The organism is Xenorhabdus sp. PB30.3 (assembly GCF_963895965.1).
Taxonomy (GTDB): domain Bacteria; phylum Pseudomonadota; class Gammaproteobacteria; order Enterobacterales; family Enterobacteriaceae; genus Xenorhabdus; species Xenorhabdus stockiae.
Genome location: NZ_CAWQMW010000144.1, coordinates 59,057 through 84,878, shown reverse-complemented (window position 1 = coordinate 84,878; position 25,822 = coordinate 59,057). Strand labels below are relative to the sequence as shown.

The 25,822-nt window shown below is 46.5% G+C and carries 9 protein-coding genes; 3 read left to right on the top strand and 6 right to left on the bottom strand.

What is annotated here, in order from left to right; translation table 11 throughout:
* Window positions 1-75 precede the first annotated feature (75 nt).
* Entirely contained in the window at window positions 76-2,169 is a 2,094-nt protein-coding gene (locus AACX38_RS13835) for a prolyl oligopeptidase family serine peptidase (RefSeq protein ID WP_228863055.1), read from the bottom strand.
* Window positions 2,170-3,181: 1,012 nt separating this feature from the next.
* On the opposite strand from AACX38_RS13835, the gene AACX38_RS13830 reads away from it, so the two are divergent.
* Together AACX38_RS13830 and AACX38_RS13825 are read left to right on the top strand one after the other, a co-directional pair.
* Window positions 3,182-18,856, top strand: a complete 15,675-nt coding sequence (locus AACX38_RS13830) for a non-ribosomal peptide synthetase (RefSeq protein WP_228863045.1) — start codon at window positions 3,182-3,184, stop codon at window positions 18,854-18,856.
* 174 nt (window positions 18,857-19,030) lie between these two features.
* On the top strand, window positions 19,031-19,600 hold the full coding sequence (locus AACX38_RS13825; RefSeq protein ID WP_228863044.1) for a hypothetical protein: 570 nt from the start codon (window positions 19,031-19,033) through the stop codon (window positions 19,598-19,600).
* A gap of 150 nt (window positions 19,601-19,750) precedes the next feature.
* Here AACX38_RS13825 and AACX38_RS13820 read toward each other — a convergent pair whose 3' ends face one another.
* The 5 genes from AACX38_RS13820 to AACX38_RS13800 form a co-directional block, all read right to left on the bottom strand.
* Window positions 19,751-20,158 (bottom strand): alpha/beta fold hydrolase, encoded by a 408-nt coding sequence (locus tag AACX38_RS13820; RefSeq protein ID WP_228863043.1) that lies wholly within the window; start codon window positions 20,156-20,158, stop codon window positions 19,751-19,753.
* Between the two features lie 180 nt (window positions 20,159-20,338).
* Window positions 20,339-20,821, bottom strand: a complete 483-nt coding sequence (locus AACX38_RS13815) for a RidA family protein (RefSeq protein ID WP_228863042.1) — start codon at window positions 20,819-20,821, stop codon at window positions 20,339-20,341.
* A 12-nt stretch (window positions 20,822-20,833) separates the two neighbouring features.
* Window positions 20,834-22,258, bottom strand: coding sequence for an NAD(P)/FAD-dependent oxidoreductase (locus AACX38_RS13810; protein ID WP_228863041.1), 1,425 nt, complete (start codon window positions 22,256-22,258; stop codon window positions 20,834-20,836).
* Between the two features lie 405 nt (window positions 22,259-22,663).
* A complete protein-coding gene (locus AACX38_RS13805) occupies window positions 22,664-24,067 on the bottom strand; it encodes a coniferyl aldehyde dehydrogenase (protein ID WP_228863040.1) in 1,404 nt (467 codons plus the stop codon).
* Window positions 24,064-24,843: a lysoplasmalogenase gene (locus AACX38_RS13800; RefSeq protein ID WP_228863039.1), complete on the bottom strand. Its 780-nt coding sequence runs from the start codon at window positions 24,841-24,843 to the stop codon at window positions 24,064-24,066. The genes AACX38_RS13805 and AACX38_RS13800 overlap by 4 nt, the downstream gene beginning before the upstream one ends.
* A gap of 276 nt (window positions 24,844-25,119) precedes the next feature.
* On the opposite strand from AACX38_RS13800, the gene AACX38_RS13795 reads away from it, so the two are divergent.
* On the top strand, window positions 25,120-25,707 hold the full coding sequence (locus AACX38_RS13795; protein WP_228863038.1) for a TetR/AcrR family transcriptional regulator: 588 nt from the start codon (window positions 25,120-25,122) through the stop codon (window positions 25,705-25,707).
* Window positions 25,708-25,822: the final 115 nt, after the last annotated feature.

The window sequence follows — 25,822 nt, the reverse complement described above, 5'->3', positions numbered from 1 at the left end:
TAGCTACCAGTAGCTAACTCCCTATCTCAAAAATATATTGTCAAAATTAATAACTCAGAATTGTTTACCTTACGTTCACGTCTTCGGTGTTCTGTTATTCAGATGAGACCACATAAATTCACTGAACATTGTATTCTGGAATGCTGTCTGTTTTTTATCGGCCGCAGCGCTGTGTCCTCCCACGGTATTTTCATAAAAATAGACTTGCTGGTAACCCATCTTCTGCATACGTGCTGCCATTTTACGTGCATGCGACGGATGGACCCGGTCATCACTGGTTGCGGTGTAGAACAATACGGGCGGATAGGCCACGTGTTCCTTAATATTGTGATACGGCGAGAAGGTTTTGATATATGCCCACTGATCCGGCTGGCTCGGATCGCCGTATTCGGCAATCCATGAGGCCCCAGCGGAAAGCTGGCTATAACGCTGCATGTCCAACAGAGGTACACCACAGACTATGCAACCGAACAGTTGTGGATACAAAGTCAGCATATTGCCGACCAGCAAACCACCGTTGCTGCGGCCACGAGCTCCAAGATGTTTTGATGATGTTACTTTTCGTGTAATCAGATCTTGCGCTACCGCAGCGAAATCTTCATAGGCGCGGTGGCGATTTTGCATGAGAGCGGCCTGATGCCAGGCCGGGCCATATTCACCACCGCCACGGATATTGGCAACGACATAAACACCACCACGCCCCAGCCAGGTTAGTCCTTCAGTGCCTATATAGTTTGGCAGTAGCGATATTTCGAAGCCTCCGTAACCATTCAGCAGCGTCGGATTACTGCCGTTCAGTTTAAGGCCTTTGGCTGCGATCTGGAAATACGGCACACGGGTTCCGTCTTTGGAACGGGCAAAATGTTGGCTGACCTGATAGTTACCAGCATCAAAATCCTTCGGTCCCTGTTTCAGTAGCTCCGTTTCACTGCTGTCAAGGTTGCCAATATACAGCGAAGCCGGATGCAGGAAATTATTGATGGTCAGAAAGTAATCATTGGTTTCCTCATCAATACCGGTGGCAGAAATATTGCTCATACTACCCGGATTGCCCAGAGGTTGCCGTTGCCAGCTATTACCCTGCGGCGTTAATACTTCAAGCCGGTTTACGACATTATCCATAATGCTGAGGATAAGGTGATCACGCGTACTGCTGTAGCCACTTAGCGCTGTCTGCTCATTGGGCGTGAAAAGCACCTGTAACTCACGCTTACCTGCCAAATAATCGTCGAAGTTCGCTGCCAGCAAAGCACCGGACGGATAGCGTTTCCCTCCCACATCCCAGTCTTTACTCGGCCTTATCAAAAGCCATTCACGGTGGCTATTAATCTCTGCGTCTTCAGGGATATCAATCCTGACTTTCTGATTCTGTTTTGTCAGTAAGAAATATTCACGACGATAAAAATCCAGACTACGGCCTACATAATCACGCTCAAAGCCGAAAGTGCGATCGCGATAGGCGAATACCGCCATATCTTCCGGTTTGGCTTCATACAGTGTTTCGGCTGCACTCAATGGTGTACCGCGCTGCCAGCGTTTAGCGATTCGCGCATAGCCGGACTGAGTCATTGACCCGGGACCAAAATCAGTAGCGATAAACACGATGTCTTTATCAATCCATGACACTCTGCTTTTGGCGACGGGGACATTGAATCCCCCCTCAACGAACCGCTTAGTCTCCAGATCAAATTCACGGATTTCGACAGCGTCTCCTCCGTCCGGAGACAGCTTCATCAGGCAGTAGCGATATTCTGGTGCCAGAGGCTGTAAACCGTGGTAGAGCCAATCCTTACCTTCTGCCTTACCCAGTGCGTCAATATCCAGCACAGTTTCCCATGCCGGTTTGGCCTTACGGTACTCTTGTAGCGTGGTGCGTCGGAGCAGGCCGCGAGGGTTAGCCTGATCCTGCCAGAAGTTATAGTAGTAATCGCCATGCTTATTGACCCACGGGATCCGAGTGTCTTTATTAAGGATATTCAGTACCTGTTGCTCTAACTTACGAAAGCCTCCCCCCTGAGTATAACGCGCGATGGTGCGCTGGTTTTCCTGTTTTACCCACCGTTGCGCGGTTTCACCCTGTAGATCTTCCAGCCACAGAAATTCATCGCTGGTGACAACCCCGTTGTCTGCGGCTATTGCAAAACGAATACTGCCGGGCAGCGCCGCCATTGCAAAGACGCCTCCTGCGGTTTGCGCACAGATTTTAATAAACTTGCGTCGATTAGTAACTGGCAAAATCAAGCTCCTTCTAATAGTGAAAAATAAAATAAGCGTTATTTCCAACATATATTTCAGCATAGAGAAAACAGAAATATTTTCTTTGCGTGAATAAATAGGGCTTTCAGGCAGCATTATATCTCCAATGTTAACGTTATTTTGTTTTTATATTGAGTTTTATGATGTCAAAGCACTGAGGATTTCTGGATATTGTTGACAGAGTAGAGCTTTATATTGTTCGTTTTTTCAGCCTAATTAATCTGAGTTATATTTTGTCAAGTAATTACCCATATCATTTTTTATTATCATGACTGTATATTTTAGGTATTAATATCAAAGAGGAACCATGTCCAAAATGTTTTTTATTAATATAAAATAATATACCGGGAATTATTTTATAATTGTGATCGTTTCATTTTGGCACTAAATTCACTCATGATTTAAATAATCAGCTAAATTTGGCAATGACAAAATAGAATGCGGTGATTTCTTAACTGCATGATTTCAAGTGAAATAATTTATTTTTGATATTAATCATAAGTGTGAAAAATACAGTAATGACTTGTCGAATGATCCTGTCGATATATTCAATTCATCCATTTTTATTTAGTTGTGGAATTAAGCGTCTATTAATAAAAATTGCGGTAGATCAAAGACGTTTATCTAAGAACAGGGAAAAAATGAAATAACTTCTCCCAATTTATTAAGTGAGCTGTTTATTCCGTTGTGACGGTAATGACTTCTGCCTGATTTTTGGTTGGCAGATTATTAACCGGGATGGAAAAACTAATACCTGAGAGAAAATGTTTCCTGAGTATCTTTCGATGCTCGGCGTGCCCGTTTTTATTTTCTCAAAAAATAAAAGAAAACAATTGTGATAGTTACTGAGCGTAAATAAGCAATTTAAAAACAGCAGATATAACAGTTTTCAAATATCCAATAGATTCGTTGAGGTAGTAAAAAAATGAAAGACAGTATTACCAGCAAGAATAATATTCTTGACGCTGGGGTAGTGGATATGTCGTCAGAAAAAATGAGTGATGACATATTTACAGAAAAGTTTAATGGCTTATCTGAGACTGAATATTCTCTGTTGCCGGAAATCTGCAACTCCACGGAAACCCCGTATCCTGACCATCTATGTATTCATCAGTTATTTGAACAGCAGGCTGAGAGAACGCCAACTGCCATAGCATTAATTGCCGGCAATCAAATACTGAATTATGCGGAGCTGAATACACAGGCTAACAGGTTAGCGAATCAACTGATTGAACAGGGTATTTGTCCGGGTGATCATGTCGCGATTCTGTTGGAGCGTTCAATTGAATTGGTGGTGGCTCAGTTAGCTATTCTCAAGTCTGGTGCCGTTTATGTTCCTATTGACCCGAATGTGCCGGATGAACGGAAAAACTGGCTGATAAACGATTGTTCCGCCAAATTACTGCTGACTAATATGCAGATGGCGACCCCGGCTGAATTAGTTGTTCCCCGGCTCAGTCTTACCCTCGCAACAGAACCTATTGGAAAAGAAGAATATCGCAATCCTGATTTACGGGAGACCAGTACCGGGCCAGCGTATATCATGTATACCTCTGGTTCGACAGGGCTACCGAAAGGCGTCATTGTGCCACACCGGGCTGTTGTCCGGCTGGTTATTAATAATGGTTATGCTGATATTAAATCTGATGATCGCATTGCTTTTGCCGCTAACCCGGCTTTCGATGCCAGTACTTTTGAAGTCTGGGCACCACTGCTCAACGGAGCTGCGCTGGTGGTTATCGATCATACTACGTTACTGACGCCACCGGATTTTGTTCAGGCTTTACAGACTCACAGTATTACCATTCTATGGATGAGCGTCGGGTTGTTTAACCGTCTGGCTGACGAGTTATCTCCGGTGCTGCCTCAGCTTAAGCTATTGCTGGTTGGGGGAGATGTCCTCGATCCGCATATTATTGCTCAGGTGCTGCGTAAAAACCCGCCACAAAAATTATTGAATGCTTACGGCCCGAGTGAGGGAACCACGTTTACGACAACCTACCATATTCACGAGTTAACATCGGGAATAACTTCTATTCCTATTGGTCGGCCCATTGCCAATACCCGTGTTTATTTGCTGGACTCTGATGGGCAGCCGACAGCACCGGGAATGACGGGTGAAATTTATATCGGAGGTGATGGCGTAGCCTGTGGTTATCTCAATCGCCCGGAATTGAATGCTGAGCGCTTTCTCATCGATCCGTTTAGTGAGAAAGCAAATGCTCGCATGTACCGAACCGGAGATCTGGCTCGTTATCTACCGGATGGCAATCTGGAGTTTCTGGGGCGTAATGACCAACAGGTTAAAATCCGTGGTTTCCGCATTGAACCGGGGGAAATTGAAACCCGTCTGGTGGAATATCCGGCGATACGTGAAGCCGTCGTGCTGGCTTCAGGAGAGGGGCAGGACAAACAACTTATTGCTTATGTGTTGACTCACGAGGATCACGGATTAGCTACACGCCTGCGTGAACATCTGAGTATGCGGTTGCCGGATTATATGGTACCGGTGGCCTTTGTGCGTCTGGATGAATTCCCGCTGACGCCGAATGGTAAATTGGATCGCCGGGCATTACCGGCTCCGGGAGAAGATGATTTCGCCCGTCAGATCTATGAAGCTCCTCTGGGAGAAATGGAAATTGTGCTGGCAACCCTTTGGCGTGAATTACTGGGTATACAGCGAATTAGCCGGCATGACAGTTTCTTTGCTCTTGGCGGTCATTCATTGCTTGGCGTACGGATGATTGAACGCCTGCACAGTCTGGGATTAACTCTGGCTGCCAGTAATCTATTCCAGTGTCCGGTGCTGTCAGAATTGGCTCAAACTTTGGAAAAACATCAGGCGGTAGTGATACCACCGAATGCGATTACTCCGACGACCACGATGCTCACTCCGGCAATGTTGCCACTGATTGATCTGAACCAGTCTGAGATTGACCTTATTGTTGAGCAGGTGCCGGGCGGGATCGCTAATATTCAGGATATTTATGCTCTGTCACCATTACAGGACGGTATTCTGTTCCATCATTTGCTGGCAAAGGAAGGTGACCCTTATTTGCTGGCTTATCCGATGGTTTTTGCTGACCGTGCGTTGCTTGAACGCTATCTGGCGGCAGTGCAAAAGGTGGTTGACCGCCACGATATCCTGCGAACCGCTTTTGTCTGGCAGGGATTATCTACACCAGCACAGGTAGTCTGGCGTCAGGCGTCTTTATCGGTCACTGAACTGACCTTGTCCCCGGCTGACGGGCCAGTCAATGAGCAATTGTCTCATCGTTTTGATCCACGTCGATATCGTTTTGAACTGAATCAGGCTCCATTGTTGCGCTTTGTCGTATCACAAGAGAACGATGGTCGCTGGCATGTATTGCAATTACAGCATCACCTGATTGGCGACCATACGACAATGGAAGTGATGCACCGCGAAGTGCAGGCTTGTCTGGCCGGGCAGGATGATCATCTGCCGGTACCGGTACCATTCCGCAATCTGGTAGCACAGGCCAGACTGAGCAGCAATCAGGCAGAACATACCCGTTTCTTTACCGACATGCTGGCTGATGTCGATGAGCCAACGCTGCCGTTTGGCTTAACCGAAATACATCGTGATGGTTCGCAGGTAACACAATCGCACCGGATGTTAGCGCCGGAATTAAATAATCGTCTCCGTCAGCAGGCGAAACGTCTGGGTGTTAGTGTGGCAACCTTGTGTCATCTGGCTTGGGCACAGGTACTGGCGCGTACCAGCGGGCAGGGCAAAGTGGTGTTTGGTACTGTACTGTTCGGACGCATGGCGGCGGGGGAAGGGGCTGACAATGGCATGGGGTTGTTTATTAACACCTTGCCGCTGCGGCTGGATATCGATGATACCTCGGTACACAACAGCATACGGCTGGCACAGTCCCGGCTGGCTAGGTTACTGGATTATGAACATGCCTCACTGGCGCACGCTCAGCGTTGTAGTGGTGTTGCAGGCGGTACGCCGCTGTTTAGTGCATTGTTGAACTATCGGCATAATGATCAACCGATTATTCCGCATGAGGTCTTACCGGGGATTGAATTTTTAGGGGAACAGGAGCGGACTAACTATCCACTTGTACTGTCAGTGGAAGATGGCGGCTCTACTCTGGGGCTGACTGCGCAGGTAGTACAGCCGTTTGAGCCGGATCGGATATGTGGCTATATGCAACAGGCGCTGGAAAGTCTGGCAGAAGCGCTGGAACGGGCACCGGAAACACCGGTACGGGCACTGAATATTTTGCCTGAACCGGAACGTACGTTATTGCTGGAAGACTGGAACACGACTGAAACAGCCTATCCTGCGCAGTTATGTATTCACCAGTTATTTGAACAACAGGTAGAAAAAACACCAGATGCCACAGCGTTGGTGTATGAAGGGCAGACCCTTAGCTATGCTGAATTGAACGCTCACGCCAATCGATTAGCGCATCAACTGATTGCATTGGGGATGACACCGGAACAACGGGTGGCAATCTGCATGGCTAGTTCTCTGACGCGAGTGGTGAGTTTGCTGGCGGTACTGAAAGCAGGTGGCGCTTATGTCCCACTCGATCCCGCCTATTCGGGTGAACGTTTGACACATATCCTGAATGATGCGGCTCCGTCAATCATATTAGCTGATGCAACCGGACGCATTGCGTTAGGTGAGGAAGCGTTTATCGGGCTGACTTTGCTTGAACCAAGTATCTTACCCGATGCCTTACCCGATCAACCGGACAACAATCCGCAGATATTGGCACTAACCTCACACCATCTGGCCTGTGTGATTTACACCTCCGGTTCAACAGGTGTGCCCAAAGGGGTGATGGTTGAACATCGTGGGTTGGTCAATCTTATTCAGGATAAAATCAGCCAGTTCGGTATGCATTCCGGTAGCCGGGTGTTGCAGTTCGCTTCGTTTGGGTTTGATGCCAGTGTCTGGGAAACCATGATGGCGTTGAATAGTGGCGCTAATCTGGTTATTCCGGCGGATAGGGTTCGTCAGGATCCTCAGCGCCTCTGGCATTTTCTGGAAGAACAATCGGTAACGCACGCTTTTCTGACCCCGGCGCTATTACGGGACGGCGCAGATTTACCTGCGCTAACGATAAAGCCGACCGTAATATTAGGTGGTGAAGCACCCAGCCCAACACTCCTCCAGACATTGAGCCGTCAGGCAACTGTATTTAATGCCTATGGCCCGACAGAAATTACCGTATGTGCCAGCCACTGGCGTTGTCCGTTAAATTACACCGATACACTAGCCCCTATTGGGCGCCCGACCGCGAATACCCGTTTTTATCTGCTGGATGATGGTGGTCAACCGGCGCCTTTAGGCGCAGTGGGGGAGCTTTATATTGGCGGTGACGGTGTAACGCGTGGTTATCTCAATCGCCCTGATCTGACTGACCAACGTTTTCTGGCAGATCCGTTTACTCACGTTGTTGATGCGCGAATGTACCGTACTGGCGATTTAGCCCGTTATTTACCCGATGGCAATCTGGTGTTCGTTGGCCGCAATGATCAACAGGTTAAAATCCGTGGTTTTCGGATTGAGCCGGGTGAGATTGAAGCCCGGCTAACTGAATATCCGGCTGTGCGCGAAGCGTGGGTACTGGCGCAGGGTGACGGGCAGGAAAAACGCCTGATCGCTTATGTTGTAATAGAAGACATTGAGGCAGAAAAAGATAACGGATTAGCTACCCGCCTGCGTGAATATCTGAGTGCTATTCTGCCTGATTATATGGTGCCGGCAGCGTTTGTACGTCTGGATGCCTTCCCATTGACTCCTAACGGTAAACTGGATCGCCGGGCGTTGCCAGTACCGGAGCAGAGCGCATTTGCCCGTCAGATTTACGCAGCACCACAAGGGGAAACAGAAACTACACTAGCGGCTATCTGGAGTGAATTATTAGGTATTGAGCAGATCAGCCGATATGACAACTTTTTTGCGTTGGGTGGTCATTCACTTTTGGCAGTGCGGGTGATGAATCGCCTCGCTGCTTTCGGGGTTGAACTGCCGCTGGCTGCCTTATTTACATCACCGTCACTGATAGCTTTTGCGGAGAAAATCAGTACGCAGCGTAATGAGAAAAAAGATAACTTATCTGACATTATCCCCGTATCCCGTGACCGTAATAATAGTAGCCCTTTACCGTTGTCATTTGCTCAGCAGCGTTTATGGTTTCTGGCGCAGTTTGATGGTGTCAGTGATACCTATCATATTCCACTGGCACTGTACTTGCGGGGTCAGCTTAATATAACCGCATGGCAACAGGCGCTGGATCATCTGTTTGCCCGTCATGAAGCACTACGTTCCGTCTTCGTTATGGTTAACGGTCAGCCTCAGGTTGAGCTGTTGCCAGCAGAGTTGACTCTGCCGGTCAAACAATACGACCTGCGTAATCGGCCTGATGTCGATAAGCAACTTAATATTTTGTGTGCACAGGAAGCAGAAACACCGTTTGATCTTGCCCGTGGCCCTTTAATCCGTTGTGCACTCATACAGCGGGCCGATGAGGATTATGTCTTCTTACTGACTCAGCATCACATTGTGTCTGATGGCTGGTCGTTAGAGATATTAAAATCAGAGCTGAGTGCCCTTTATTCAGCTTGCCTGAATGAACAGCCTGAGCCATTACCTCCTTTGGTAATTCAATATCCTGATTATGCCGCCTGGCAGCGTAAGGTATTCTCCGATGAAAAAATGCGGACGCACAGTGATTATTGGCGCCGTACGCTGGCTGATGCGCCAGTATTACTGGAATTACCAACAGATCGCCCCCGTCCTTCCCGACAGTCATTTAGTGGCGATCGGATACCGGTACAGATTGATGCTACGCTGGTACAGGAACTGAAACAGCTGGGACAGCAACATGACAGCACTCTATTCATGATATTGCTGACTGCCTGGGCTGCATTATTGTCGCGTCTATCCGGACAGGATGATCTGGTGATTGGTATACCGAGTGCCAACCGCAATCGGCGGGATATCGAGCCACTGATCGGTTTTTTTGTTAATACGCTGGCATTGCGTATTGATTTATCCGGTACGGATTCATTCGGCACATTAGATATGGAGACGCTGCTTCAGCGTGTGCGGCAGACGACACTGAGCGCACAGGAGCATCAGGATCTGCCTTTTGAGCAAGTGGTTGAGATTGTACAACCGCCACGCAGACCAGAACATACCCCGCTATTTCAGGTCATGTTTGCCTGGCAGGAGAATGACACGCAAGAGTGGAAACTGCCGGGCTTAGTGGTGACTCCCGTTGTACAGGGATACGATATCGCTAAATTCGATCTACAACTGGAGCTGACGGAAAAGGCGGGAGAAGTTGTTGGGGAACTGAATTATTCTTCTGCTTTATTTGACCCTGAAACAATTGAAAGGCAGGTCGGCTATTTACAGACCTTATTACGGGCGATGGTAAGCCGTCCTCAACAATCCATCACTACCGTAGATATTTTATCACCTGTTGAACGGACACTATTGCTGGAAACCTGGAATGCGCCTGTAGCGCCATATCCTGAACAGTTGTGCATTCATCAATTGTTTGAACAGCAAGTCGAAAAAACTCCGGATGCCATCGCGGTAAGGTATGAAAACCAGACAGTGAGTTACGCTGAACTGAATGCCCGATCTAACCGATTAGCGCATCAATTAATTGCATTAGGTGTAATTCCAGATCAGCCTGTCGCGATTTGTGTAACACGTTCACCCGAGAGAATAGTGAGCTTGTTGGCGGTGTTGAAAGCGGGTGGGGCTTATGTGCCACTAGATCCCGCTTACCCGGGCGAGCGTTTGGCTTATCTGCTCACTGATGCTGCCCCCACTATTTTGCTGGCGGATAATACAGGTCGGTCGGCTCTGGGTGAAGAAACCCTGAAAACACTGACTGTACTCGATCCAAATGCTCAGCCAAATCAGCCTGACAGTAATCCGAGTGTCCCTGAACTGACCTCTAAGCATCTGGCGTATGTGATCTACACTTCTGGCTCTACGGGTAAGCCGAAAGGGGTGATGATTGAGCATCAGGGGGTGGTTAACCTGACGCTGGAACAAAGTGCCCGGCTGAATATCAGTGCAATCAGTCGGGTATTGCAGTTTGCTTCATTTGGTTTTGATGCCAGTGTCTGGGAAATCATGATGGCGCTGAGCAGTGGGGCTATGCTGGTTATTCCGACAGAAACTATCCGGCAGGATGCACATCGCCTCTGGCATTATCTGGAAGAGCAATCGGTAACACACGCGTGTCTGACTCCGGCTATGTTTCATGATGGTGCTGGTTTGCCGGAAATAGCCATAAAACCCACATTAATCTTCGCAGGAGAAACACCGGCTTCGGCCTTATTTAAGGCATTATGCGGTCGGGCTAATTTGTTCAATGCGTATGGCCCGACAGAAATCACCGTCGGTGCCACCATCTGGAACTGCCCGTCAGATTTTGCGGGAAGATTAATTCCTATCGGCAAACCAACCGTTAACAAACGCATTTATTTGTTGGACAAATATGGTCAGCCAGTACCGCAGGGTGCGGTAGGTGAGTTATATATCAGCGGCGTAGGTGTGGCCCGTGGTTATCTCAATCGCCCTGATTTGACCGCCGAACGTTTCTTACCGGATCCGTTTAGCGATGATGCTGATGCTCGTATGTATCGCTCAGGGGATTTAGTCCGTTATCTACCGGATGGCAATCTGGTCTTTGTTGGCCGCAATGACCAACAGGTGAAAATTCGCGGATTCCGGATTGAGCCGGGAGAAATCGAGGCGCATTTAACCGAACATCCGGCAGTCAGTGAAGCGCTGGTACTGGCTCTGGGGGATGGTCAGGATAAGCGTCTGGTTGCCTATATAGTGGCAAACAGAACGGATAACGAACTGGCCACCAGCCTGCGTGAATATCTGAGTGCTATTTTACCTGATTATATGGTGCCGGCCGCTTTTGTGCGTCTGGATGCCTTCCCGCTGACCCCTAACGGTAAACTGGATCGACAGGCGTTACCAGCCCCTGATCAGCATGCTTTTGCCCGTCAGGTTTATGAAGCCCCGCAAGGTGAAGCTGAATGCGCGCTTGCCACTATCTGGAGCGAATTGCTGGAGGTTGAACAGATAAGCCGGCATGACAGTTTCTTTGCGTTGGGTGGTCACTCCTTGCTTGCTGTACGGATGATTGAACGTTTGCGAAATAGGGGGCTGGGTTTATCGATTCAAACACTATTCGAATCGCCGACACTCTGCATTCTGGCTCAGTCTCTGGCGCAACATTGTGAAATCACAATACCTGAAAACAGTATTACACCGGATACTATGACGCTGACGCCGGAAATGTTGCCGCTGATTGATCTGACTCAGTCCGAGATTGACCGTATAGCTGAACAAGTTCCGGGTGGAATTAGCAATATTCAGGATATCTATGCTTTGTCACCGTTACAGGATGGCATTTTATTCCACCATTTGTTGGCAAAAGAAGGAGATCCTTACCTCCTGATAACCCAACAGGCTTTTGCGGATCGGTCTTTGCTGGACCGATATCTGAGTGCCGTGCAACAGGTCGTTGACCGCCATGATATTCTGCGTACCGCTTTTATTTGGGAAGGATTATCCGTTCCGGCTCAGGTCGTTTGCCGTCAGGTTCCTTTATTCATCACAGAGCTGACACTCGATCCGTCTGACGGGCCGATCAGTGACCAGTTGGCTCAACGCTTTGATCCGCGCCAGCACCGTATTGACCTGAGTAAAGCACCGTTATTGCGCTTTGTCATTACCCAGAATACCGATGGCCGATGGATCCTGTTACAGCTGCTGCATCACCTGATTGGCGACCATACCACGCTGGAGGTGATGAACAGTGAAGTACAGGCGTATCTGGCTGGTCGGGGAGATAGCCTGCCGCCTTCAACACCATTCCGACATTTAGTGGCACAAGCCCGGTTAGGAACCCGCCAGCCGGAACATACCCGTTTCTTTACCGATATGCTGATGGCAGTGGATGAGCCAACGTTGCCGTTTGGATGGGCAGAAGTACACCATGACGGCTCGAAAGTGGCAGAATCACATAGAATGTTAACGTCTGCACTGAATCTTCGTTTGCGTCATCAGGCCCGACGTTTGGGCGTCAGTGTGGCTGCACTGTGCCATCTGGCCTGGGCGCAGGTGTTGTCGCGCACCAGCGGTCAGAAACAAGTGGTGTTTGGCACGGTATTATTCGGGCGCATGGCTGCCGGTGAAGGTGCCGACAATGGCATGGGTTTGTTTATCAATACCTTACCGCTACGACTGGATATGGATGAAACTCCTGTGCTGGAGAGTGTACAAGTCGCCCATACCCGATTAGCGGGATTATTAGCGCATGAACATGCTTCACTGGCGCTGGCTCAGCGTTGTAGCGGAGTCGCCAGTGGCACACCGCTGTTTAATGCACTGCTGAATTATCGGCATAATACACAACCGGTCGTGCTGGATGAAACCACCAGCGGAATTGAACTTCTTGATGCACAGGAACGGACTAACTACCCGTTTGTGTTGTCAGTAGAAGATGGTGGTTCTAATTTGGGGCTGACTGCGCAGGTAGTACAGCCATTCGATCCGGAAAGGTTGTGTGATTATATGCAACAGGCGTTGGAGAGCCTGACTGAAGCTCTTGAGCAAGCACCGGAAATGCCAGTACAGATGTTGGAAATTCTGCCTGATTCAGAACGGAATTTATTGCTGCAAACATGGAACACGACGGAAGCCGCATACCCTGACCAGCTGTGTATCCATCAACTGTTTGAGCAACAAGTTAAAAGTACTCCGGACGCTACCGCCTTAGTGTATGAAGATCAATCTGTTAGCTATGCAGAATTGAATGTTCGGGCTAACCGGCTGGCCCACCAGCTTATCGAACTGGGTGTTGTACCAGATCAGCGGGTAGCGATTTGCATGGCAAGTTCACCGGCGCGGATAGTCGGGTTATTGGCAGTATTAAAAGCGGGTGGAGCCTACGTACCACTGGATCCGGCTTATCCGGGCGAACGCCTGAAACATATTTTGTGCGATGCTGAACCGGCTATCTTATTGGCCGATAATACCGGACGTTCAGCGTTATCGGACCAGACACAAGATGCGCAATCAGCACAAATGATTGCGCAGTTAATTGTACTCGACCCGAATTCATTACCCGAACAGCCGGATAGCAATCTACAAAACAACCCGCAAATCGCTGCATTAACTTCCAGTCATCTGGCATATGTGATTTACACCTCTGGCTCTACGGGTAAACCGAAAGGCGTAATGGTCGAGCATCGTGGGATCGTCAACCTTATCCGCGATAAAATCAGCCAGTTCGGTATTCACTCCAATAGCCGGATGTTGCAATTCGCTTCATTTGGTTTCGATGCCAGTGTCTGGGAAATTATGATGGCACTGGGAAGCGGTGCCAGTCTGGTTATTCCGGATAATACTGTTCGTCAGGACCCGTGTCGTCTCTGGCATTATCTGGAAGAACAGGCAGTCACTCACGCTTGCCTGACCCCGGCTCTGTTGCAGGACGGTGCTGATTTACCGGCACTGAAGATAAAACCGACTATTATTTTAGGCGGTGAAGCACCCAACCCGTTACTTATCCGGACACTGAGCCGTCAGGCAGCTGTATTTAATGCTTATGGCCCGACAGAAATAACCATTTGCGCTACTGCCTGGCACTGTCCGCCAGACTATCAGGGTGAGCAGACGCCTATTGGACGTCCAACCGCTAACACCCGGATTTATCTGTTGGATACCTGCCACCAGCCAGTTCCTTTAGGTGCGGTGGGTGAGTTGTATATTGGCGGTGACGGTGTAACGCGCGGCTACCTCAATCGTCCTGAATTGACGGCTGAACACTTCATGACAGATCCATTTAGTAATAAACCGAATGCAAGGATGTACCGAACCGGGGATTTGGTTCGTTACCTGCCGGACGGTAATCTGGTCTTTGTTGGTCGCAACGATCAACAGATTAAAATCCGTGGGTTCCGGATTGAACCGGGGGAAATAGAAGCCCGGTTGACCGAACATTCCGCAGTACGGGAAGCGTTAGTTTTGGCATTGGGTCATGAACAGGATAAACGGCTGGTGGCTTATGTGGTGGCAGAAGCGGATGATGGACTGGTGAGTCTTCTGCGTGAACATTTGAGCACGTTATTGCCTGATTATATGGTGCCGTCGGCCTTTGTACGTCTGGATGCTTTCCCGTTGACCCCTAACGGTAAACTGGATCGCCGGGCGTTACCGGTGCCGGGAGAGGACGCATTTGCGCGTCAGGTTTACGCAGAGCCACAGGGGGAAACAGAAATCGCACTCGCCGTTATCTGGCATGACTTACTGGGCGTTGAACAAATCAGCCGATATGACAGTTTCTTCGCGTTGGGTGGTCATTCATTGCTTGCAGTGCGCATGGTCGAACGGTTGCGGAGTCTGGGCTTAACGCTGGCGGTGCGTGACTTGTTTCAGTCTCCTGTGCTATCTGAACTTGCACAAACCCTGACGCAAAATCAGGGTGAAGGTGTACCAGCCAATGTTATTACACCGGAAACGGCAGAACTAACTCCTGAAATGTTACCGTTAATTGGTCTCACTCAGCCTGAGATTGATCACATCATCGAACAAATACCGGGCGGGATTGCCAATATTCAGGATATTTATGCGCTGTCGCCGCTACAGGATGGCATTTTGTTCCACCATCTATTGGCAAATGAAGGCGACCCGTATTTACTGGCTGGTCAGATGGCTTTTGCGAACCGGACTCTGCTGGATCGTTATCTGAATGCCGTTCAACAAGTTATTAATCGGCATGATATCTTACGTACTGCTTTTATCTGGGAAGGATTATCCGTTCCTGCTCAGGTGGTTTGCCGTCAGGCACGATTATCAGTGACTGAACTGACACTCGATTCCGTGAATGGACCAGTCAGTGAACAGTTATCTCAACGTTTTGATCCTCGTCACTATCGCCTTGATTTGGGGCAAGCGCCATTACTACGTTTTGTTGTAGCGCAAGAAACGGATGGTCGCTGGATTGTATTGCAACTGATGCATCATCTGATTGGCGACCATACCGCATTGGATGTAATGAGTCATGAAGTGCAGGCCTATCTTGACGGACAAGAAAACAATCTGCCCGTACCGCCTCCTTTCCGCAATCTGGTTGCTCAGGCTCGATTGGGAGTCAGTCAGGAGCAGCATGTTCGTTTTTTTACCGATATGCTGGCTGAGGTGAATGAACCAACGTTACCATTCGGATTGACAGAAGTTCATCATGATGGTTCGCAAATCACAGAATATCACCGAATGATGACCGCAGAATTGAATAGCCGTTTGCGCAATCAGGCCCGGCGACGGGGTGTCAGTCTGGCTGCTTTGTGTCATTTAGCCTGGGCGCAGGTGCTGGCGCGTACCAGTGGGCAGGAAAAAGTCGTATTCGGTACGGTGTTATTCGGGCGAATGGCTGCCGGTGAAGGTGCCGACAATGGTATGGGGTTGTTTATCAATACATTACCGCTGCGACTGGATATGGATAATACTCCGGTACAGGATAGCGTACAGGTGGCACATCGCTGGCTGGCAGGGTTGTTGACACATGAACATGCGTCGCTGGCACTGGCACAGCGTTGCAGTGGAGTGCAGGGCGGAACCCCATTATTCAGTACTTTGCTGAACTACCGCCATAACGCATTGCCGGTGACTTCGAATGAAATCATGGACGGTGTTGAATTCCTTGGGGCGCAGGAGCGAACTAACTATCCGTTTACCCTGTCAGTGGAAGATTTTGGCGAAGCGTTGGGATTAACTGCACAAATTGTTCGGCCATTTGATCCAGAACGGGTGTGTAGTTACATGCAACGGGCGCTGGAAAGTTTGGTCGACGCACTGGAACAGGCACCAGAAACACCTGTGCGGATGCTGGAAATTTTGCCAGAGTCAGAACGGAATTTGTTGCTGCAAACATGGAACGCGACGGAAGCCGCATATCCTGACCAGCTGTGCATCCATCAACTGTTTGAGCAACAAGTTGAGAATACACCGCACGCCACTGCCGTGGTACATGAAGGACAGACACTTAGCTATACAGAATTAAATAGTCTCGCTAACCGACTGGCCCACCAATTAATTGAGTTGGGTGTACAACCTGATCAACGGGTAGCAGTTTGCGTGAAGCGTTCACCATCAGGGATAACGGGGCTATTGGCAGTACTGAAAGCGGGGGGAACATATGTACCACTGGATCCTGACTATCCCGGTGATCGTCTGGTTTATATGCTGAATGATGCCGCTCCGCTGGTGGTATTGGCAGATAATACCGGCCGTGCCGTATTGAGTGAGGAAACTATCGCGAAATTAACGATAGTTAACCCGGATGATATCCGGCCTGACCAACCGGATCATAATCCACGGGTTTCAGCGTTAACATCACGGCATCTGGCTTATGTGATTTACACTTCCGGTTCTACGGGCATGCCGAAAGGGGTTATGGTTGAGCATCGAGGATTTGTTAACCTTATTCGGGATAAAATCAGCCAGTTTGGCATTCATTCTCATAGCCGGATGTTGCAATTTGCTTCATTTGGCTTCGATGCCAGTGTCTGGGAAATTATGATTGCATTGTGTGGTGGTGCCACTCTGGATATTCCTGCTGATGCAGTTCGTCAGGATCCGCATCTCTTTTGGCGTTATCTGGAAGAACAATCAATAACTCACGCCTGTCTGACACCAGCGCTGTTGCAGGATGGTGCTGATTTACCGGAGATAAACATCAGGCCAACCTTAATATTGGGCGGTGAAGCGCCAAACCCTGTGTTAATCCAGACATTGCGCGACCGGGCAACTGTATTCAATGCCTATGGCCCAACAGAAATCACAGTATGCGCTACTGTCTGGCGTTGTCCATCAGACTATCAGAATGGATTTATTCCTATCGGGCGTCCGACAGCGAATACTCAGATTTATCTGCTGGATAATGATGGACGGCCAGTCCCATTGGGGGTAGTAGGGGAGATATACATTGGTGGTGACGGTGTAACGCGTGGTTACCTCAATCGCCCTGATTTGACGGCTGAGCGTTTTCTGGTTGACCCATTTAATCAGGCACCGGATGCACGAATGTACCGAACCGGCGATTTAGCCCGTTATTTACCAGATGGTAATCTGGTCTTTGTTGGCCGCAACGATCAACAGATTAAAATCCGTGGATTTCGGATTGAACCGGGTGAAATAGAAGCCCGGTTAACAGAATATCCGACAGTGCGTGAAGCTATCGTATTGGCGCTGGGTGAAGGGCAGAATAAACGACTGGTGGCCTATGTTGTGGCAGATAAGGATAGCGGGCTGGTGAATTCTCTACGTGAATATTTGAGCGCTTTGCTGCCTGATTATATGGTACCCGCCGCCTTTGTATGTTTGGATGTTTTCCCGCTGACTCCTAACGGTAAGCTGGATCGCCGCTCCTTGCCGGAACCTGATCAAAATGCCTTTGCTTATCAAACCTATGAAGAACCACGAGGAGAGGGTGAGATAACTTTGGCTGCTATCTGGCGTGAATTGCTGGGGGTTGAGAAAATAGGCCGGCATGACAATTTCTTTGCGTTGGGAGGGCACTCGTTGCTCGCTATGCGGATGATAAACCTTGCCGCAGATCGTGGTTTGATGTGTACATTGAATAACCTCTTTCAATTCCCTGTGCTGACTGAACTGGTATCAAAAATGACATTAGATCCGCTGTCTCAACCGCAAAGCAGTGCGATACCCGTGCGCTCATCCGGAATGGAGCCACCATTATTTTTTGTTCCCAGCGGCATGAATGACTACTCTTATGTTTTTGGGTTATCTCAATATATTCATCCCGACTATCCGGTTTATGTATTACCCTGGCCTTCCGTCAATGAAGAGCAGGTATCAACTATTGAAGCGTTAGCCGACAAAATGATTACCTTTATGAAATCGGTTCAACCGGAAGGACGATACCGGATCTATGGTTACTCTTCTGGTGGTGTATTAGCTTATGCCATTGCTCAGCAACTTTTGAATGCCGGTGAGACTGTCGATTTTCTGGGGTTGATTGATACACCAGCTCCTCACTGCTTTAAGCAACAAATCATTCAGCCAAAACTCCAATTCCTTGCTGAACTGGCAAAACAATCGGGTGGGGAGCATGAAGAAAAGATAGCGATATTGCATCAGAAAATTGATCAATTGGGCTTAGTTCAATTTATTGCCGCAGCACAGAAGTTAGAACTGTATCCGGCGAACCTCCGCCCTGACTTGATCGCAAGGCGTTGGGAACAGATGGGAAATTATGTGCAAATGATTAAAGCCTATGAACCAGAAGTATTGGAGATAATGCTTCATCAATTCTACGCAACGGAGCCTTACCCGCAAATTCCTTTCGTTACGGAAACGCTATTACCTTCTTTAAGTATGGAGCCATCGTTAGGCTGGGAGCAGGTCGTACCTGACACTTTACTCCAGCTGACACCTGTACCGGGCGACCATTTTAGCCTGATGGAAGACAGCACGAATAAAGTTATTTTGGCTAAAACCTTAAGCAGGGCACTGGAAATGAATTATGAAGCAGAAATGGCGTAATACTAGTGATGTTGCAGAAATAGCAAGCAATCATTAATAAAAATAATGCCCGGTCAATAATATTTACAATGACCGGGCATCTTTTATTTAATCATCCTGGAATTATATGAGGTACAGCGACTGATATTGAATGTTAAAAAAGATAATAATTGACATAGTAGATTTATGCTATAAATGTCTGAGCGTTATCAGGCGGTAATAAATAATGATAATTTTCCAAAAAACATTCCAATCAACACAAAGAGGATTGATATGTTAACTTTTAATGAACGCGTTAATATAGGGATCAATATAATTAAAGAGAAATTAGCTCGTTATGATCCTTCTTTTGTGCAAATAAAAATGAGCGGAACCAATGATCCTGGCGTGTACAATAAACTGATAAATGATATTAGCGAATTGAAATCAATGAGTCTGGTATTTAGACTTAATAATTCCGGTCCACATGACCCGGGTGGTGCGTCGATTCATGAGATTTCACCGGGAAAATTTGCAGAACCACAAACTTCTTGGATAGTAGATGGAGTATATAAAAATCTTGATTGGCCTTTTCGTGTAACTTTAGAGGAAGCATTTCAATTGAAATTGGAACATGGCTATACCTCATCGTTTTGGTACGTCCAAGCTCAAAAATTATTAGCACCTAAGCATACAATAGTTAGAAAATCATGTTTTGTTTTTCTCCAAAGTGACGAATCAAAAATTTTTATTGATGCATTGACTAAAGAAGTTGTAAAAAGATGAATAATAAAAATGTTATATTAATTCGTTAATCAAAGAAGTTAGAAAAAATCATCACTCAGGTTTACTTCTCAGATAGGTTTCTGTCGTATTAATATGACAGAAACCTAAAGCCATAAATTAAAAATATTTTCATAAGATATTTTATACGCTTCAATACGATGTATTAATAGACTCTTCCAGCCATGTGCTAATAGTTTTTACCAAGGTAGTTAGGCTGAGTCCGTCAAAGAACCCATTTTTCACTATTTCTGCCGTGCGGAATTTTATTGCTTTCTGATTATCGCTGTCTGGAAAATTTGAAGTAGCAATGAGCACTAAGGCTTCAATCCTTTCTGGTACTAGACTGGCAATCCAGCGAGCCACGTATCCTCCTAAAGAAAACCCCACTAAAACAAATCGGTCTGGTGACATTGCAATATTATGAAGGGCAATTTCTCGAAGATTTTTCCCCAGAGAAATATCACCATAGACGATATTACCCAACGCAGATAATGCAGGTTCCATCTCTTGCCATAATGTTTTATCAGTCATAAGTCCCGGAATTAAAAATAGATTCACTCTTTCTCCTTACAAACAATGATAAGCTCCGATAATCCTGCTCTGAGAATAAGTTTATCCGGATGACTGGATAGTTCTATTCAACCAACGCTTCATAATAAAATACTGTGGAAGAATCAGACCCTGAGCGATCTGCAAGGGTCTGGATAATTTCCTATTATGGAAGGTTGTAGTTAGCACTCAAGGCCTAACCGCTGTGACCTCGATCTCAACACGCCACGCCGGATTACCTAATTTTGCCACCTGAACAGTAGTGCGAGCCGGTAGATTAATGGAGTTTTTCTCATTGAAAAATTGAGAGTACCCTGCCATAAATCCTTTAAAATCCATATCTCCGTTAGTCTCTTTACCGCCGACCAAAAATACCTGCATCTTGACAACATCTTTCATTCCCAGACCAAGTTCCCCAAGGTGAGTCTGGATCTGTTTCAGGACACTGACGGTCTGCGCCTCCGTGTCACCATACGAGGAAAGTACACCATCTGGTGCATCTGGTTTTATTTTAGTCGGCACTTTTCCACTGAGGAAAATGATATTTTTGCTGTTACTGACTTCCACTGACTCCGAGATCGGCATACCTTCCAGTTTGTGGTAACGAACACTTTCAGCATGTGCGATCCCCCAGATAAAAGGAAGACATAACAGCATGTTTTTATAACGCATAATACTTTTTCCTTATGAATTGAATCGTGAAAGACTGAACGGAGCCGGATCAATAATCGGCGTCTTACCCGTTAGGATATCGGCTGTAACTTCAGAGGAGGCAGGCCCTTCAGACATTCCCCAAATTGTTGCTGTATTAATGACAAGTCCAGGGTATTTTTCCACTTCCGAAATAATAGGAAGTTTGTCAGCCGCTGGACTGACAACAGCTCCCCATCGTTCTACGATTTCAGAGTGTTTGAACACCGGAAATTCAGCTTTCATACGCTCAAATACATCATCCAAATGCTCATTGTTTTGTGTTGCCGTCGCAACGCGATGTGTTTCAAATGGTGTAACTTCATCCATACCCCATTGAGTCGCTATATTGAATGAGTTAAACAAATCTTCTCCTAGTTTGAATTTCAGTGGCAAACCACCTCCACCCAAAAGGTGCGAAAATTGAGATCCCAATAGGAAACTGTCTTTCACAATAGAACTGGTGAAAATACGTGGCGCAACGGCGTAGGTTCCATCAGCCTGCTCGCGGAAGTGAACACCATTTGGCAGGTGAACATTACCGCGAGGAGCTCCCGGGGCACCAGAAACGCGTTGTTGTGACAAATAAATATTCAGTGTTGGGATATCAACACCGAGATTTCCCATGAAGAGACGTGACCAAATACCACCAGCCAGAACAACAGATGGTGCCTTAACGGAACCTCTTTCAGTTACGACACCGGATACTTTCCCTCCAGCGGTTTCGATACCACGTACCGCACAGTGAGTGAATATTTTCACCCCGATTTTTTTGGCATACTGAGCCAGAATTGGTACTCCGGTTTCCGGATCGACACTCCCTGAATCCTCTTCGAATCCAGCGATTTTCCATGGTGTTTTTGCATTCGCCAGTCGTTTAGTTAATTCATTGCCTCCAATAATTCGTGTGTTCAAAGGCGTGCCGAAACCAGCTGCTTCTCGTGCTGATATAATCCAGTCAATAGAACGAGCTAAGTCCTCTTCACTTGAAGGAACCTCAACACGGCCCTGCGTTCTATAACTGGTATCTGCGCCAATCTTTTCATTCATTCCCCGCCATAGCTTTTTGCTGTAGTGGTGCAATGGGAAAATTTCGGGAGAGGTTTTGTAGCTGATAACCTGACTGTAAGCACGGCCGGATTGTTCACCCGCGATAGCCCCTTTTTCAAACAGAGTAACGCTCATTCCTCTTTCCGCCAGATTGATCGCTGTCAGGACGCCTTGAATTCCGCCCCCAATAATCACAGCATCAGCTTCTTTCGGTAATTCCCCGCTAGTGCCATCTACGGGTAATGCTCTGGATTTAGTGACGATAAATTTACCGTCCCGACGAACCATTGGAACTAAAGCTGAGGCTCCGCTAGCCAAGACACCAGCAGCACCAATTCCTAACAGCAACTTTCTTCGAGAGATTTGCATATTTACCTCGACTGCCCTTGAAAAAGGGCGTTAAGCAACACACTAAAACCCCAATCTTTGTTCTGAAAGAGAGCGCTGACTTCAGTCCACACAAAGAAAATCAAGTCGTTGCTGAACTCGCCAACAAAACGCTTGATCCTTTGTTCGTACCTCGCCAAACCACGGAAGGAAAATCACGGAAGGAAAAACTACAGCGAAGAATACTCAATACGCGCCCTGAGTCATTACGAAAAAATCTCTGAATAATATTGGTGGAGAGCACGTCATCTTCCACCACAAACCTATTCTATTTATTAACTATATTCTCTGATCTGCATTCGTCAACGCAGAACAGTATTTGAATTTTATGAAAAAGAGGGTTTAGCACCAAACCTGTGACAAGACAGCGGTTTCTAAATGAGTTTTTTATCGAGTGAGAATGCGGATAACCATATTTATAAACTTGCCATAGGGTGGATGTAGCATATCTGTCAGTGACGGATTGTATTTGCGCAAAATAGGCATGGCCTTGGAAAAGGTTTTAAATCCTTCATAACCATGATATTGCCCCATACCGCTCGGGCCTACACCACCAAAGGGTAAACCTGTACATGCAAATTGATATAGCGTGTCATTGATGCAGATACTACCTGCGACGATGTGCGATAAAGCCGCTTCAATGTACTTGTTATTTCGGCTAAAACAATAAAAGGCTAATGGGCGTTCATGACTTGCAATATAGTGGATTGCTTCATCATAAGAACGATAGGTTTTGACTGGTATCAGGGGACCAAAAATTTCTTCTTGCATAATGGCGCTGCTATCGTCTGGGTTCAGAACTAGCGTAGGTGTGAAAACACGCTGCTTCAGTGCTTGTTCTTGACCAGTGAGAGGTATAAGTGGAATGGCCTGATGACCGCGAGTGATCGCATCTTCAAGTAATTTGATAAGACGTTGATACTGGTTGTCATTGATAATGCTAGTATAGTCTGGAAAGTCATTTGGTTGGGGATAGCGTTTCGATACTTGTTCCTTAATCTCTGCGATAAACGGCTCAATGACGTTTTCCGGCAATAAAATATAATCTGGAGCTATACAGGTTTGTCCTGAATTGAAAAGTTTGCCCGTTATAATGCGGGCCGCCGCTTTTTTCAGATCAGTATCGGGAGCAATCAGTGCCGGTGATTTTCCGCCAAGCTCAAGCGTAACAGGCGTAAGGTTTTGTGCGGCAGCTGCCATGACTTTTTTACCATTCGCCTTAGAACCCGTGAACAACAGGTGATCAAAGGGAAGGGCAGAAAAATCGGCTGCAAGATCTGCTCCGCCTTGTGCAATACTGACGCGATTTTCAGGAAAAATTTTGCTGAGCAGTTTTTCTAAATAGGCATTAGTGTGCGGTGTATGCTCTGAAGGCTTGATAAAAACATGATTACCTGCGGCAATCGCGGCTATTAATGGTATGAGAGTCAAATTCACTGGATAGTTCCACGGTGCCATGATACCAACAACGCCAAGTGGTACATGCCGTATTTCAGCCTTTGCTGGCCATAATTGCCATCCAGCCTTGTATCTTTGAGGTTTAGCCCACTTTTTAAGAGAGCGCAGACAAAGATCAATTTCATTCAACACAATTACTGCTTCTGCCATTATGCTCTCATGCCTAGAACGATGGCCGAAATCACAAGAAATTGCTTCCGTCATTTCATTTAGGCTGGCTTTAAAATTTTTGCGGAGGCATATCAAATCATCCCGGCGTTGTTTCTCATCAGGTCGATTTTGTTCCCATGCCTGACGCAGAGCATTAAATTGAGTGTTGATTAGTTTTGTCATTGATCTCGCCTTATCACTGAGCGGCTAAAACACCATTGAGCGATATAATAAGTGCTGAGTACTAAAAAGGGGCTTAATGGCGTTTCAAAGTAAAAACGCCCATAAGCAAGCAGGCTATCACTGATAGCAAAAAAGATGCCGCCAATCGCTGCTGTATTCGCTGCATTTTGTGCTGAGGGCATCGGATTTTTAAAGGGATAGACAATAGCTCTATTAACCGCCACTCCAGCCATGAAAGCCAAAATCGTAGCATAAATAGCAACAGGAACTCTCATACCGTTAGGCAGATTATTCAACAGGCCGATAAATATTAATAATGCGATTATTATAAATATGATAAAGATCACCAATATAATGAAAACCGTACGAATAATTATAAATTTTGAATGAGAAGAGTGATTTTTAATATCAGAAATAGAAATACTGTCGCAACATAGAGCATAAATGTAAGCGCAATGAGTGAGTAGAAAACAAAATAGGCCAGCCAAAAAATAGTCTTGCGGTAACATTAAAAAAAAGTCACCAGCTGCGGCAAATGTAAGCCCGAAAGCAATAGCGTTTCGGTAACGTATTGAGACAGGTGTGCGGATTAACAGAATCCAAAACACTAACAATGCTGTAGCTGTAGGTTTAGTTAGGTAATGGAGCCAAATCCATGATGGATTTACAGATGTACTAAGTAAAATACCTGTTATGGCGCTGGCTGAAAGGAGCGTATAAAGTAAACCTATTCTGTTAAAAACACCATGTCGAGGAGTGCAATGATTTGATAACATATGCCTCATCCCGCTGTTTCTTTCTTATTTACAGTATCAGAAAAACTGTTATCTGCAACTAACAGTTAATTTTGGCTATATTTCTAAGATAATACTTTTAGATGATATTCAATATTGTGCCAACATTACTATTTCTGTTTAATTATTCCTGTATCCCCTCTAAATTTTTCTTTCTTCCTGTGCCATTGTTTTAAATTTAATAAGAGTATTGACCATTTAATTGGATTGATGATACAGTTTTTTACCAATCGTTCCAGAAAGGAAATTTTATATCTGATGAGACCAAAAGAATTCGATCTTGATGTAATAGCTAAAGCCGCAATGCACGTTTTTTGGCTAAAAGGATATGCGGGGACAAGTATTCAAGATCTCGTTGAAGGCACGGGGCTAGGTCGAGGAAGTTTGTACAATGCTTTTGGTAGTAAGCACGGACTCTATGAATTTTCCCTGCGGCATTATTATGAAATGACGTCTAGTAATGTTGAACTTCTTGCTAAGGAGGGTTCAGTAAAAGATTTGATTCAACAATTACTCATGAAGATAGTCTTGGAAGAGCTAAATGATACTGAAAACTTAGGGTGTATGGTGGCAAATGCTTCTTTGGAAATGGCCCGCCATGATAATTGTATTGCTGACCTAGTCGCTATGAATTTGAGTAGGATGGAACGTGCACTGAGTACACTGATACTTCGTGGTCAAGCGATGGGCGAAATAGATCCAACTAAAAAACCCATCGCTTTGGCTCGATTTATTGTCAGTATAATTCAAGGAATTAGAGTTGTCAGCAAAGGCGCTTCTCGAACGGAGCAATCTGAGAGGCTCACTGATATTGTTGAGGTTGCAATGAGCGTAATCGAGAAATAGCTATTTTGTGAAACAAAAAAATTTGCAAAATTTTGGAATGAACGTTCAAGAATGAGTGCTTGTTTTAAATTTTCAATCATATTGTTTAATAATTCATCGAATTTAAGCAAGTTAA

Coding starts and splice junctions, on each gene's coding strand:
- AACX38_RS13810 (WP_228863041.1), bottom strand. CDS start 22,258: ATGCAAATCTCTCGAAGAAAGTTGCTGTTAGGAATTGGTGCTGCTGGT.
- AACX38_RS13805 (WP_228863040.1), bottom strand. CDS start 24,067: ATGACAAAACTAATCAACACTCAATTTAATGCTCTGCGTCAGGCATGG.
- AACX38_RS13830 (WP_228863045.1), top strand. CDS start 3,182: ATGAAAGACAGTATTACCAGCAAGAATAATATTCTTGACGCTGGGGTA.
- AACX38_RS13815 (WP_228863042.1), bottom strand. CDS start 20,821: ATGCGTTATAAAAACATGCTGTTATGTCTTCCTTTTATCTGGGGGATC.
- AACX38_RS13835 (WP_228863055.1), bottom strand. CDS start 2,169: ATGGCGGCGCTGCCCGGCAGTATTCGTTTTGCAATAGCCGCAGACAAC.
- AACX38_RS13825 (WP_228863044.1), top strand. CDS start 19,031: ATGTCTGAGCGTTATCAGGCGGTAATAAATAATGATAATTTTCCAAAA.
- AACX38_RS13795 (WP_228863038.1), top strand. CDS start 25,120: ATGAGACCAAAAGAATTCGATCTTGATGTAATAGCTAAAGCCGCAATG.
- AACX38_RS13800 (WP_228863039.1), bottom strand. CDS start 24,843: ATGTTATCAAATCATTGCACTCCTCGACATGGTGTTTTTAACAGAATA.